Below are 13,394 nucleotides of genomic sequence, written 5' to 3' on the forward strand. Positions count from 1 at the left end.
GCCGCCGCGAGGGCCTCACCGGGTACCCGCGTGCGGCGCCGTGCTGCTGCCCGGGTCCGCCGGTCGAACGCCGCCCACCATCGGCCACGGGCCTCCGATCGGCAGGGCTGCTACCAGCCGACGCGGGTCGTCGGTCCGCCCGGAGCGGTGCCGGGGCGGAAGCGGGTCGACGCCGCGCGCAACGAGGACTCGGCCAGGCTCGGGGCCCACTGACGCAACAGTGTCTCCGCCCCGTCGTATGCGACGCAGAGCACGGCCAGCACCCGGGCCGCGATCTCGGCGGCGGCAGGGGTGCCCGGCGACGAGGGCCCGGAGTGCGGCGACTGGCGGGTGATCGAGGTGGCCGCGACCACGGAGACCGCCTCGGCCGAGCCGATCACTTCGGCCAGGGTGCGGGCGACGGCGAGCCGGCTGCCCTCCACCCAGTCGGCGAGCGCGTCGGCGTAGCCGGCGGTGGCTTCCAGCCGCCCCACCAGGCTCTCCGGGCCGTCGTCGAGGTGTCGCAGCAGCATCGTCCGGGACTGCCCGTACGCGGCGGCGGCCGGCCCGGACCAGAGCAGCGGGTCGGTCAGCGTGGCGCAGGCGTGGTCGTACCCGTGCACGTGCCGGCGCACCGTGTGCCCGGCACCGGCCAACGGTGCCGCCCGCAGGTCGAGGAAGCTGCGCAACGCGTCACCCGGCAACACCTGCATCCGGCGCAGCAGCGGCCAGACCCGGTGCCCCTCCGGAGCCCCGGCGGCGAGCAGGGTGTCGACCCGGCGCAGCAGATCGATCCCGGGCTCGGTGAGCCGGTCCAGCGTGTCCATCACCTCTCCCCGGCCAGCCGGCGGGAGGCGGCGGAGTCCGTGTCGGCGTACCGGTCGGCGGCCTGGCGCAGTGCGGTCGCCGTGGCGGTCAGCTGGGCGGCGGCGGCGTGCGCCTCGCGGGCCCGGTCGCCGGTGGCGGCGATCCACTGCCGGTGCAGTGCCCGCCCGATCTCGCCGGGCCGCCCCGGCGCGTCCGCGCCGAACGAGACCTGCGCGGGGTCGGCGGCGGTGACCGAGCGGGACAGCGCGGTCAACGTGGCGCTCGCTTCGTCGAGGCGTGCGGCCAGGGCACGAAGGGTGTCCATCTCACGCCCCCGTCAGTGGCTGGTAGGCGGTGAACGTCTCGTTGTGCAGCTTCTCCCTGGCCCACTGGGCGGCGTCCGCCGCGGCGGCCACGGCGGCTCGCACCGAACCGGCGACGTCGCGCGGCTGGCGGGTGTGCAACGGGCCGAGAAAACGCACGTCGGTGATCCGGCCACCGGCGGTCACCACCACCTCGACCAGACCGTCCGGCGACCGGACGGTGACCTCGACCGTCGCCACGGCCTGGTCGAACTCGGCCTGGAGGGACTCGATCCGGCGGTAGCGTCGGACCGCCTCCTCGATCCACGCCTCGTCGATCTCGCCCCGCGGCATCAGCGGACTCCTCCCCAGCCGTCCTCACTGTGCGTACTACCACCGTCACCACGGCACACCGGACCGTACCGCACCAGAATTGGGCGTGTCGATGCCTGCGCGGATCCCGGGACTGACCGGTCCGTCAGGACGCGGTATCCGGCGGGACGCGTGCCGGGTTCAGCCCTTCCAGAGGGCGAGCATCATCGCCTCGACCGCGATCCGGGGCTTGACGTTGGCCTCGATCGCGGACCGGCAGGCGAGCACCGCCTCCAGCCGCCGCAACGCCCCCTCCGCCTGCCACTTACGGGCACCGGCGTCGGCCAGGTCGGCGGTGTCGGTGTGCACCGGCGCCACCGGCGCACCCCACGCGACGGCGAGGGCGTCCCGATAGAAGGCGGCCAGGTCGACCAGGGCCCGGTCCAGCGCGTCCCGCTGGGCCCGGGTCGCCCGGGACTTCTGACGGCGTTCCAGGTCCTTCAACTGGCCGGCGGAGCCCCGGGCGGCACCCGCCGCGCCCCGGCCGGTGCCACCCGCGCCGAGCGCGGTCTCCAGCGCGGCGCGCTCCGCCGCGTCCAGGTCGGCCACCGACGCCTCGGCCTCCGCCTCGGCCGCCGCGATCAGCGCGGACGCCGCGTCGAACGCGGCACCCACCCCGGTCAGCCGACGCGGCACCGCGAGCACCGCGTCCCGCCGCGACCTGGCCTGCTGGTCGCCGGCCAGCCGCCGGGCCCGCCCCACGTGCCCCTGGGTGGCCGCCGCCGCCCACCGGGCCACGTCGGGGGCGATGCCGTCGCGGCGTACCAGCACCTCGGCGACCGCCTCGGCCGGCGGCTGCCGCAGCGGTACGACCCGACAGCGCGACCTGATGGTCACCGAGATGTCGTCCGGGTGGGTGGACGGCGCGCAGAGCAGGAAGACGGTCCGGGGAGGAGGTTCCTCCACCGCCTTGAGCAGCGCGTTGCCGGCCGCCTCGGTCAGCCGGTCGGCATCCTCGATGATCACCACCTGCCAGCGCCCGCCGGACGGGGTGCTGGCCGCTCGGAGCACCAGTGCCCGCATGTCGTTGACGCCGATGGACAGGCCCTCGGGCACCACCAGCCGCACGTCGGCGTGGGTGCCGGCCAGCGTGGTGTGACACCCCGGGCAGGCACCGCAGCCGGTGCCGTGGACGCACTGCAACGCGGCGGCGAAGGCGCGTGCCGCCACCGACCGCCCCGATCCCGGCGGCCCGGTGAAGATCCACGCATGGGTCATCCCCGCGCCCGGGTCGGACGCCGGGGCCGCACCGTCGCCCTCGTCCGGGGACACCGTCGGCTCGGTGGCGTCCGGGCCGACGGGGGTGCGCAGCACCGCGGCGGCGGCCGACGCGGCCCGGCGCAGCGTCTCCACCGCCTCGTCCTGCCCGACCAGATCGGCGAAGGCGTCCGGCATCAGGTCCGCTCCGTCGTCACCAGCTCGGACGGGGATAACTCGGGCTGGACCGAGGTGTCCGGGCCGTTCGCCGGGTCCGGGTGGGTGATGCCGCCGGGGGCACCGAGCAGTTCCTCCACCCGGTGGGCCACCTGCTCGGCGATCTCCTCGGCCGGACGGGAGCCGTCGAGCACCAGGTACCGCTTGGGGTCGGCGGCAGCCAGGTCGAGGAAGGCGTACCTGACCCGCTCATGGAAGCTGACCGACTCGGCCTCCAACCGGTCGGCGGCCTGGTTCCGCGCGGCCACCCGGGACAGCCCGGTCCGCGGGTCGACGTCGAGCAGCACCACCAGGTCGGGCTTGAGCCCGCCGGTGGCCCAGGAGGAGAGCCAGGAGACCTCGTCGACCGGCAGCGTACGGCCGGCGCCCTGGTACGCCAGGGACGAGTCGACGTACCGGTCACTGATCACCACCGCGCCCCGGACCAGGGCCGGCCGGACCACGGTGGCCACGTGGTGTGCCCGGTCGGCGGCGTAGAGCAGGGCCTCGGCGCGCGGTGAGGGCGCCTCGGCGCCGGTGGTGTCCAGCACCATCGACCGGATCCGGGAGCCGACGGCGGTCGCGCCCGGTTCCCGGGTCACCACCACGTCCCGCCCGTGGCCGCGCAACCGCTCGGCGAGCTGGGCGAGCTGGGTCGACTTGCCCGCGCCCTCGCCACCCTCGAAGACCACGAAGAGTCCGGCCGAGACGAACGGCTCGGCTGGCATCAGCGGGCGACCCCGGATCGATCCCCACAGGTCGGCCAGGACCGGCACGCCCTTCTTGTCGTCCATCTGCCCGAACGCGCTGATCCCGGCGAAGATCCCGGCGGCACCGGCGGCGAGCAGCAGCAGCCGCGTCGAGGAGACCGAAATGCCCAGGTCGGCGATCTCGAACTCCCGGGAGCCGCCGACCCCGGCGAGCAGGCTGCCCAGCGCGATGGCCAGGATCAGCACCAGCCGGGTACCGATCTGCACCACGGCGAAGACCCGGCCGCGTACCTCGTCGGCGACCTCGCCGCCGAGCAGCGTGGTGCCGGAGAGGAAGGCCATCCCGGCCCCGGCGCCGACCAGGATCGCACCGACCAGCGCCATGGACAGGTGGAAGGCGAAGGCCAGCGTCATCACCGAGGCGCTGGCCAGCACGATACTCATGCCGAACCAGCGCCGCCGGGACATGTCCCGGACGATCATCGGGCCGAGCCCGATGCCGATCGCCAGGCCCAGGAAGATCGCGCCGAAGAGCAGATAGAACGCGGCGTCACCGGCGCCGAGCGAGTTGGCGAAAAAGCGGGCGGTGCCGATCACGATGCCGCCGCCGGCAAAGGCACCCAGGATGCCCAGGACCAGGCCGCGGACCAGCGGGGTCTGTGCGATGAACCGCCAGCCCTCGGCGAACTGGCGCAACATGCTCTGCTCGGTGCGCTCCCCCTCGGCGGTCTGCGCCTGGCTGATCTCCTTGATGCCGAACGCCACCACCAGGGCGGTGGCGAGGCGGGAGAACGCATTGAACCAGAGCGCCAGTTGGGCCGGCTCGGCCCAGGAGGGCATCTCGCCGCCGGTGGCACCCCGGACGATGCCGTCGCCCGAGGCGAGCAGGATCGCGGCGGCGATCGGGGTGAGTCCGTACGTGGTGATCAGGGTGAGCTGGTTCGCCGTCTCCAGCCGGGCCCGGGGGATGAGGTTGGGGACCGCTGCTTCCTTGGCCGGGATCCAGAGCAGGGTGACCGTCTCGATCAGGAACGTGGCGATCGCCGCCCAGCTCACCACCCGCGCGCCGCTGGCGCCGGTGAGCGCGTACAGCGGGATGGAGGCGAACAGCACGAACCGCAGCACGTCGCAGATGACCATGGTCCAGCGCCGGTCGAACCGGTCGGCGAGCACCCCGGCGATCGGGCCGAGCAGCAACGCGGGCAGCAGCCGGATGGCGATCACGCCACCGAACGCGGCTCCCTTGGCGGTGTTCCCCTCCACCTGCGCGGCGGCGAAGACACTGGTGGCGAGCAGGCCGAGCCAGTCGCCGAAGGACGCGGCGCCGAGCACGATCCAGAGCCGGCGGAACGGGCGGATGCGCAGCACCGAGCGGATCGCGCCGTACCCGGACAGGTCGGCCTGGGCGGCGGACCCGCCCGAAGCAGCCTTCGGGTCGGCGGCACCGCCGCCGGATAAGCCGGTCGTGTCCCGGCCGGATGTCCCGGCGGGCTGGTCCGCGGACGGCGACACGCCGGACGGCTCGCCGTTGAACTGGCTTTCGATGGCCGTACCTCCACGTGCCGGCCCATCGCTGGGCACCTCCGGTGGAACACTCTAGTCCCGACGGGACCTCTTCCCGTCGCGCATGTCCTGCTCGCCGAGCCTAGGCCGCGGTCGCCAACCGGACCCGGCCCGTCAGATGCGAGGGTATTTCGCATTCACCGTTTCACAGTTAGCGTGCACACGTGGCCACCGACAGCGACAACCTGCGTCACCGGCTGGACCGGGCGACCGCGCACCTCGACCCGCCGTACGCGGTGGTGGACCTCGCGGCCTTCGACCGCAACGCCGCCGCGTTGACCGCCCGGGCCGCCGGCAAACCGCTGCGCATCGCCAGCAAGTCGCTCCGCTGCCGGGACCTCATCTCCCGCGCGCTGGCCCAGTCGGGTTGGCGGGCGGTGATGGCGTTCACGCTGCCCGAGGCGATCTGGCTGGTCCGGACCGGGGTCACCGCCGACGTGCTGGTGGCGTACCCCACCGCCGACCGGGGGGCGCTCGCCGAACTCGCCGCCGACCCGACGCTGGCAGCGGCCATCACGCTGATGGTCGACGACCCCGAACAGCTCGACTTCTGCGACACGGTGACCGCTCCGGGCCGCCGCCCGGAGCTGCGCGTCTGCCTCGACCTGGACGCCTCGTGGCGACTGCTGGGCGGTCGGGTGCACGTCGGCGTCCGCCGCTCGCCGGTGCACACCGCCCGGGCGGCCGGCCGGCTCGCCGCCACCGTCGCCCGGCGAGCCGGGTTCCGGCTGGTCGGCCTGATGTCGTACGAGGCGCAGATCGCCGGCCTGGGCGACGCTCCGCCGGGGCAGGCGGTGCTCGGTGCCGCGATCCGGGTGGCGCAGCGCGGGTCGTACCGCGAGTTGCTGGCCCGCCGGGGTGCGGCGGTCGCCGCGGTACGCGAACACGCCGACCTGGAGTTCGTCAACGGCGGCGGGACCGGCAGCGTGGCCGCCACCAGCGCCGATCCCGCGGTCACCGAGGTCACCGCGGGATCGGGCCTGTACGGGCCGACCCTGTTCGACGCGTACCGCACCTGGCGGCCCACCCCGGCGGCGTTCTTCGCCTGCACGGTGGTCCGCCGGCCGGCACCCGACCTGGCCACCGTGCTCGGCGGCGGCTGGATCGCCTCCGGTTCCGCCGCCGGCAACCGGCTGCCCCGCCCGTGGCTGCCGACCGGCCTCAAGCTGCTCGGCGCCGAGGGTGCCGGCGAGGTGCAGACCCCGCTGACCGGCGCGCCGGCCGCCACCCTGCGCGTCGGGGACCGGGTCTGGTTCCGCCACGCCAAGTCCGGCGAGCTGTGCGAACGGGTGAACGAGCTGCACCTGGTCGACGGCGACCATGTGGTGGGTACCGTGCCGACCTATCGGGGCGAGGAACGCGCCTTCCTCTGAGCACTTTGCACCGGGGCCACGGCGAGGTTGTCCGCCGCGGTCGTGGCCTGGGGTGTGCGCGGTTGCTGCCGGTCCGGCGGGCCGGGCGGGTTCCCCGCGGGCTACGTCGCCGGATCGGTGGAGGTCAGGCGGGCTGCTTGGCCGATGCCTCGGCGGCCTCGGCGATCTGGTCGTCGCCCGGCTTCGCGGGCTGCCCGACCGGCCGGCGACCGGCGTCGCCCCGTGCCTCCATCTGACGGTGCAGGTACTCCCGGATCAGCGCTTTCGCCTCGGCCAGCACCCGGTCGTCGCCGTCCGGCTTGCGCCGGAACGCGAGCTTGATCAGAGCGTCCGCCGCCTCCACCGCGATCTCCAGATGGAAGCGCAGGTCGGGAACGTCGGCGAGCCCGAACCGCTCGGTGAGCACCCGGGCCAGCTGGTCGGCGATCACCCCGTTGTTGTCCCGCTGCTCATCGAGCAGGTGCAGGTCGACCACGTCGCCGAAGTGCAGGGTACGGAAGCCGGGAACGGTGCGGTGCATCGTGATGTACTCGTCGATGCCCGCGTCGACCCCGTCCCACCAGTGTGTCAGGTCGTCCGAGGCGAAGCGTTCGTCGAGCCGCTGGAGGTAGGACTCCATCGTGCGCAGCGTGAGCGCCTGCACGATCGCCCGCTTGTCCGGAAAGAACTGGTAGACCGATCCGATCGCCACCTCGGCCCGCTCGGCGAGCAAGGTGGTGGTCAGCCCTTCGTACCCCACCTCGTCGACGAGCTCGGCGCAGGCGTCCAGCATCCGCTGGACACGCGCGACACTACGGCCCTGCACTGGTACGCGACGCAGTGGGCCGGTCGTGGCGGCTGAAGTTGACACTCGCCACCCCCTCTCGACGGATGAACATATCTGCACGTCACGAGTCCGTGACTACCGGTACAACGAGCGGACCTCGATTGCGGTGTTTACCAGGAAGAACGTTCCTGATATGAATTCGGTTCATATTCATCTTGAGGAGCGTGCCATGGTCGGAACCGGACGCACCCCCACCACCTGGTCCAACTGGGGCGGCAACCAGCACAGCGTGGCAACCGCCGTCCTGCGCCCGTCGTCCGTCGCCGAGGTGGCCGAGCAGGTGCGCTCCGCCACCGCCGCCGGTGAGCGGATCCGGCCGGTCGGCAGTGGACACTCCTTCACCCCCGTCGCGGTCGCCGACGGCCGGCGGATGGACCTGAGACGACTCGCCGTCGACGTACAGGTGGACGCCGATCGACGCCTCGTCACCGTACCGGCCGGGATGACGCTGCGGGAGTTGAACGCGCTACTCGCCACCCACCGCCTGGCGCTGCCGAACCTCGGCGACGTCGACGCGCAGACCGTGGCCGGCGCGATCTCCACCGGTACCCACGGCACCGGCGCCGGCCACGGCGGACTGGCCACCTTCGTCGAGGCGCTGACCCTGGTCACCGGAACCGGCGAGATCCTGCGCTGCTCCGCAGACCAGCACCCCGACGTGTTCGACGCGGCCCGGATCTCCCTCGGCGCCCTCGGCATCCTGGTCGAGGTCACCCTGCGCTGCGTGGACGCCTTCGTGCTGCGGGCCCACGAACGACCGGAGCACCTCGAAACCGTCCTCGCCGGACTGCCCGACCTGATCGACCGGCACGACCATGTCGAGTTCTTCTGGTTCCCGTACACCACACGGGTGCAGCTCAAGATTAACGACCGGACGACCGCCGACGACCGGCCGTTGCCCCGCTGGCGTCGTTGGCTCGACGACGACTTCATCGCCAACAGCGTCTTCGCCGCCGCCTGCCGGCTCGGCCGTGCCGCGCCGGCCCTGGCCCCGCCGATCAGCGCCATCAGCGCGCGGGTGCTGAGCGAACGGGCCTACACCGGACGCTCCGACGCGGTCTTCTGCACCCCCCGCCGGGTCCGCTTCACCGAGATGGAGTACGCACTACCGCGCGACGCCCTCCCCGAGGCACTCGACGCGCTGCGCCGGATCGTCGACGGGCTGCCGTTCAAGGTGTTGTTCCCGGTCGAGGTCCGGTTCACCGCCGCCGAGGACATCTGGCTGTCGCACTCGTACGGTCGCGAGTCGGCGTACATCGCGGTACACCAGTACGTCGGGATGCCGTACGAGCCGTACTTCCGGGCCTTCGAGCAGGTGGCGACCGGCCTGACCGGACGCCCCCACTGGGGCAAGCTGCACTGGCGCGACGCCACCTCGCTGGCCCCCGCCTACCCGCGCTGGGCAGAGTTCCAGCAGATCCGCGCCCAGGTGGACCCGCACCGAACCTTCACCACCCCATACCTGAACACCCTGCTCGGCCCCCACCCCACGACATAGCCCCCTCAACGAGCGACGATCTTGGCGGCTTGCGATCTTGGTACGAAAGCGCCTTTCTGGGGGCGCTTTCGTACCAAGATCCTCCGGTAGTCCACAGGGGGAGATCGGGAGTGACGGCGGCGGGCAGGGTGGGTGGCGGGATTGTCGGGGGCGGCAGTGCCTGGAGTCGGGCATCGGGCTCACGGCTCACGGCTCACGGCTCGGCGACGATGCCCCGGGGTGCCCGGGATGGGGCCGGAAGGGGATGTTCGGGTGGGGGTGGGGAACGGCGTTCGGGGGCCGGGCCGGGATTGGGGTCGAAGACTGCCGGATGAAGACGCTGACGAGTTGACCGGGTTGTTGATCGGCCAGCAGGGCGTCCTCACCCTCGACCAGGCCCGCCTACACCTGTCGTCGAAGGCGATCCGACATCGCGTCAGGTCAGGCCGGTGGCGGCAGGTGCACCGCACCGTGTCCAGCGCGCACAACGGCCCGGTCACGACGGCACAGCTGCCGTGGATCGCCGTTCTCGCCGCCGGCCCGACCGCGGTGCTCGGAGGACTCAGCGCCGCCCGAGTCTGGGGGCTGCGCCGGTACGACGACGGGCTCGTCCATGTGCTGTTACCGGCCCGGCACCAGATCCGCTCGATGCCGCCCGGCATCCGGGTCCACCGCACCACCGTCCTGCCGGACGAGGACGTCCTCGCCATCGGCCATCCACGCCGTACGATGCCGGCCCGGTCGATCGTCGACGCGGCCCATTGGGCGACCAGTGATCATCAGGCCCGGGCCATCATCGCCGCCGGATTCCAGCAACGTCTCACCGTCGGCGACGACGTGCGGCGCATACTCGACCGGCTGCCGCGGGCGCGGCGGCGCAGCCTGATCGCGCAGACCTCCATCGACTCGGCGGGAGGCACGCACTCCTTGCCGGAACTGGAGTTCCTCGGTCTGGTACGCCGAGCCGGGTTGCCCGAGCCGTCTCGGCAGACGGTCCGGCGGGACGCCGCTGGTCGACGCCGCTACCTGGGGACGCCTGGTTCGAAGAGTGGCGAGTACACGTGGAGATCGACGGCGGCCAGCATCTCGACCCGGCCACCGCGTGGGCGGACATGCGGCGACAGAACGACCTGTGGCAGTACGGCGACCGAGTGCTCCGCTTCCCTGCCTGGGCCATCCGCCAATCCCCCGGCGAGGTCGTCCACCAACTCCGCGCCGCCCTACTCGCCGCAGGCTGGCGCCCCACCTCCACGCCCTGATCCTGCTGGGCCCACAGCACCGATCCCGCCGGTCCGCTGACACCGATCTTGGTGAGCGCCATACCGATCCTGCTGAAGCCGCGCACCGCCCCCAGGGTGCCCCACCGATCCTGGTAACCGCCGCGCCGGTGCCTGCTTGACTCCGGCACCGACCTTGGCAGGCCCCGCACCGGACAGATCTTGGTACGAAACTGCCCATCTGGGGGCGCTTTCGTACCAAGATCGTGGGACGAGGTCAGTCGGTGCGGGGGGCGGTGGCCTTTCTCGGTGCTGCCTTCCTCGGCGTGGCCTTCGAGGCTGCTGCCTTCGAGGCTGTTTTCGAGGCGGTGGTCTTGCTCGCGGTGGTCTTGGCGGCAGCGGTCTTCGGGTCGGTGGCCTTGGCGGGCGCCTTCTTGGCGGCGGCCTTCTTCGTCGCCTTCCTCCTCGGAGCCGGACCCTTCGCCCGCTTCTCGGCGAGCATCTCGGAAGCTTCCTCCAGGCTCAGCGCCTCCGGGGTCTGGCCGCGTCGCAGCGAGGCGTTCGTCTCCCCGTCGGTGACGTACGGCCCGAACCGGCCGTCCTTGATGACCAGCGGCTTCTCCGTCAGCGGGTCCGCGCCCATCTCCCGCAGCGGCGGCGCGGCGGCCCGACGCTGCCGGTTCTTCGGGGCGGCCAGCAGGGCCAGCGCCTCGTCCAGCGTGACGGTGAACATCTTGTCTTCCGAGTCCAGCGAACGGAACTCGTCGCCCCGCTTGACGTACGGGCCGTAGCGGCCGTTGTTGGCGACCACCTCGGCACCGTCCGCTGCCACCCCGATCACCCGGGGCAGGCTGAGCAGCTTGAGCGCCTCGTCGAGGCTGAGCGAGTCCGGGGACTGCGAGCGCAGCAGCGAGGACTTCCGTTCGCCACTGGCCACATAGGGGCCGAACCGGCCGGACTTGAGCAGGATCGGCTCTCCCGTCGCCGGGTCGTCGCCGAGCTTGCGCTCGCCCCCGCCACCGAGGAACAGCTCGTGGACCTTCTCCGGGGTCAACTCGTCCGGCGCCAGGCCCTCGGGGATCGGCGCCCGGTCTCCCGGCGCCGCACCCTCCTCACCCTCGGCGACCGGCGCCTGCTCCTCGCCCGGCGTCCGACGCTGCAGGTACGGCCCGTATCGGCCGACCCGCACCACCACCTCGCGTCCCTCGTCGTCGCTGAACAGCGGGATCGAGTTGACGCTACGCGCGTCGATGTCGCTGAGGTTCTCGGTGACCAGCTTCTTGAGCCCGCCGGAACGGGCGATGTCCTGGTCACCGGCGCCGTTGGTGGTGCCGAAGTAGAACGCCGTGAGGAAGTCGACGGCCGCGTGGTCGCCGCCGGCGATCTCGTCCAGCTCGTTCTCCATGCTGGCCGTGAAGTCGTAGTCGATCAGGCGCGGGTAGTGCCGTTCCATCAGCCCGATCACCGCGAACGCGAGGAACGACGGGATCATCGCCTGGCCACGCTTGACGACGTAGCCACGGTCCTGGATGGTCTGCATGATCGACGCGTACGTGGAGGGGCGGCCGATGCCCAACTCCTCAAGCGCCTTGACCAGCGACGCCTCGGTGTAGCGGGCGGGCGGCTGGGTGTGGTGGCCCTGCGCCGCCAAACGCTCGGCGGTCAGCGGCTGGTCCTTCACCAGGTTGGGCAGCCGGCGCTCGGCGTCCTCGGCCTCGGCGTTCTCGTCGTCGCTGGACTCGACGTACGCGCGCAGGAAACCCGGGTCGGTGATCGTCTTGCCGGTCGCGCCGAAGTCGGCCTCCTCGCCGCCGACGGTGGTGGCCCGGATCCGCACCGAGACGCTGGAACCGACCGCGTCGGTCATCTGCGAGGCGATGGTGCGCCGCCAGATCAGCTCGTAGAGCTTGAACTCCTCGACCGACAACTCCTTGGCCACCTCACCCGGGGTGCGGAAGTTGTCCCCCGCCGGGCGGATCGCCTCGTGCGCCTCCTGCGCGTTCTTCACCTTGCCGGTGTAGCGGCGCGGCTCCGGCGGCACGCTGCGCTCGCCGTACAGCTCGACGATCTGCTGGCGGGCCGCCGCGATGGCGGTGTCCGACAGGCTCACCGAGTCGGTACGCATGTAGGTGATGTAGCCGTTCTCGTAGAGCCGCTGCGCGGTACGCATCGTCTGCTGGGACGAGAACCGCAGCTTGCGGGCCGCCTCCTGCTGGAGCGTGGAGGTGATGAAGGGCGCGTACGGGCGGCGGCGGTAGGGCTTCTCCTCGACCCGGGTGACGGTGAACGGTCGCCCTTCGAGGCGGGCCGCGAGCCCCCGCGCACCGCTCTCGTCGAGGTGCACCACGCCGGCACCGGCGCGCACCCGGCCGGTGGTGGGCTCGAAGTCCTTGCCGGTGGCGATCCGGTCGCCGTTCAGCGCGACCAGAGTGGCGTTGAAGCTGCGCGGTCCCTCGCCGACGTTCGTCACGGCGAGGGTGGCCAGGATGTCCCAGTACTCGGCGGTGCGGAAGGCCATCCGCTGCCGCTCGCGTTCGACCACGATCCGGGTCGCCACGGACTGCACCCGGCCCGCCGAGAGCCTCGGCATGACCTTCTTCCACAGCACCGGGGAGACCTCGTAGCCGTAGAGGCGGTCGAGGATGCGCCGGGCCTCCTGGGCGTCGACCAGGTCACGGTCGATCTCCCGGGGGTTGGCCACCGCCGCCTGGATCGCCGGCTTGGTGATCTCGTGGAAGACCATCCGCCGGACCGGCACCTTCGGCTTGAGCGTCTCCACCAGGTGCCAGGCGATCGCCTCGCCCTCGCGGTCCTCGTCCGTCGCCAGGAAGATCTCGTCGACCTCCTTGGCCAGCTTGGTCAGCTTGCTGATCTGCTGCTTGCGGTCGGCGGAGACGACATAGAGGGCGTGGAAGCCGTTGTCGACGTCGACGCCGAGCCGGGCCCAGGACTCGCCCTTGTACTTGGCCGGAACGTCGGCGGCGTTACGCGGCAGGTCGCGGACGTGCCCGAAGCTGGCCTCCACGACGTACCCCGGGCCGAGGTAGCCCGAGATCGTCTTGGCCTTCGCCGGGGACTCGACGATGACCAGACGGGTGGTTCCAGCTTTGCTCGGCACGTCTGCTTCGACCTCTTTCCTGCTCAGGGCCGCACCAGCGCCCGGTTCTGGGCGCACTCGACCCACCGATACCCAACGGTCCGGATGTCCAACGTAACGCGCCGTCCGTGTTTCGGGTTTCGCGGGCGACAATTCGCTCGGGACGATCTGTGGTCGCGCCGGACGGCGTCACCGTACACCCTGAGTAGGGCATGGAACGGGTCACTGTGATCAGGGCAGCCCCTCGGTGGAGGTGCT

Annotated in this window: 10 protein-coding genes; 3 read left to right on the forward strand and 7 right to left on the reverse strand. The window is 72.2% G+C overall.

Translation table 11 applies throughout. From position 1 onward, the window contains the following. Nucleotides 1–110: 110 nt before the first annotated feature. From ID554_RS10765 to tmk, 5 genes are all read right to left on the reverse strand, one after another. Nucleotides 111–806 (reverse strand): hypothetical protein, encoded by a 696-nt coding sequence (locus ID554_RS10765; RefSeq protein ID WP_117230804.1) that lies wholly within the window; start codon nt 804–806, stop codon nt 111–113. Next, nucleotides 806–1,111: a type VII secretion target gene (locus ID554_RS10770; RefSeq protein WP_117230805.1), complete on the reverse strand. Its 306-nt coding sequence runs from the start codon at nt 1,109–1,111 to the stop codon at nt 806–808. Before ID554_RS10770 ends, ID554_RS10765 begins: the two co-directional genes overlap by 1 nt. A 1-nt stretch (nt 1,112) precedes the next feature. After that, the gene (locus tag ID554_RS10775; protein ID WP_117230806.1) at nt 1,113–1,442 is read right to left on the reverse strand and encodes a YbaB/EbfC family nucleoid-associated protein; all 330 of its coding nucleotides are present in this window, start codon (nt 1,440–1,442) and stop codon (nt 1,113–1,115) included. Nucleotides 1,443–1,601: 159 nt separating this feature from the next. Next, nucleotides 1,602–2,855, reverse strand: coding sequence for a DNA polymerase III subunit delta' (locus tag ID554_RS10780; RefSeq protein WP_117230807.1), 1,254 nt, complete (start codon nt 2,853–2,855; stop codon nt 1,602–1,604). Further along, a complete protein-coding gene (gene tmk / locus ID554_RS10785) occupies nt 2,855–5,164 on the reverse strand; it encodes a dTMP kinase (protein ID WP_396888501.1) in 2,310 nt (769 codons plus the stop codon). Before tmk ends, ID554_RS10780 begins: the two co-directional genes overlap by 1 nt. 146 nt (nt 5,165–5,310) lie before the next feature. Between tmk and ID554_RS10790 the strand changes: the two genes are divergently transcribed. Beyond that, a complete protein-coding gene (locus tag ID554_RS10790; protein ID WP_117230808.1) occupies nt 5,311–6,519 on the forward strand; it encodes an amino acid deaminase/aldolase in 1,209 nt (402 codons plus the stop codon). Nucleotides 6,520–6,643: 124 nt separating this feature from the next. On the opposite strand, the gene ID554_RS10795 is transcribed toward ID554_RS10790, so the two are convergent. Further along, nucleotides 6,644–7,291: a TetR family transcriptional regulator gene (locus tag ID554_RS10795; protein WP_117230809.1), complete on the reverse strand. Its 648-nt coding sequence runs from the start codon at nt 7,289–7,291 to the stop codon at nt 6,644–6,646. Nucleotides 7,292–7,514: 223 nt separating this feature from the next. On the opposite strand from ID554_RS10795, the gene ID554_RS10800 reads away from it, so the two are divergent. Together ID554_RS10800 and ID554_RS32385 are read left to right on the forward strand one after the other, a co-directional pair. Next, on the forward strand, nt 7,515–8,843 hold the full coding sequence (locus ID554_RS10800; RefSeq protein ID WP_117230810.1) for a D-arabinono-1,4-lactone oxidase: 1,329 nt from the start codon (nt 7,515–7,517) through the stop codon (nt 8,841–8,843). A gap of 1,040 nt (nt 8,844–9,883) precedes the next feature. Further along, on the forward strand, nt 9,884–10,081 hold the full coding sequence (locus ID554_RS32385) for a DUF559 domain-containing protein (protein WP_233527479.1): 198 nt from the start codon (nt 9,884–9,886) through the stop codon (nt 10,079–10,081). A gap of 235 nt (nt 10,082–10,316) precedes the next feature. Here the strand turns inward: ID554_RS32385 and topA are convergent, their stop codons facing one another. Next, nucleotides 10,317–13,157, reverse strand: coding sequence for a type I DNA topoisomerase (topA, locus tag ID554_RS10810; protein WP_117230811.1), 2,841 nt, complete (start codon nt 13,155–13,157; stop codon nt 10,317–10,319). Nucleotides 13,158–13,394: the final 237 nt, after the last annotated feature.

The sequence above is a fragment of the Micromonospora craniellae genome, from assembly GCF_014764405.1.
Taxonomy (GTDB): Bacteria; Actinomycetota; Actinomycetes; order Mycobacteriales; family Micromonosporaceae; genus Micromonospora; species Micromonospora craniellae.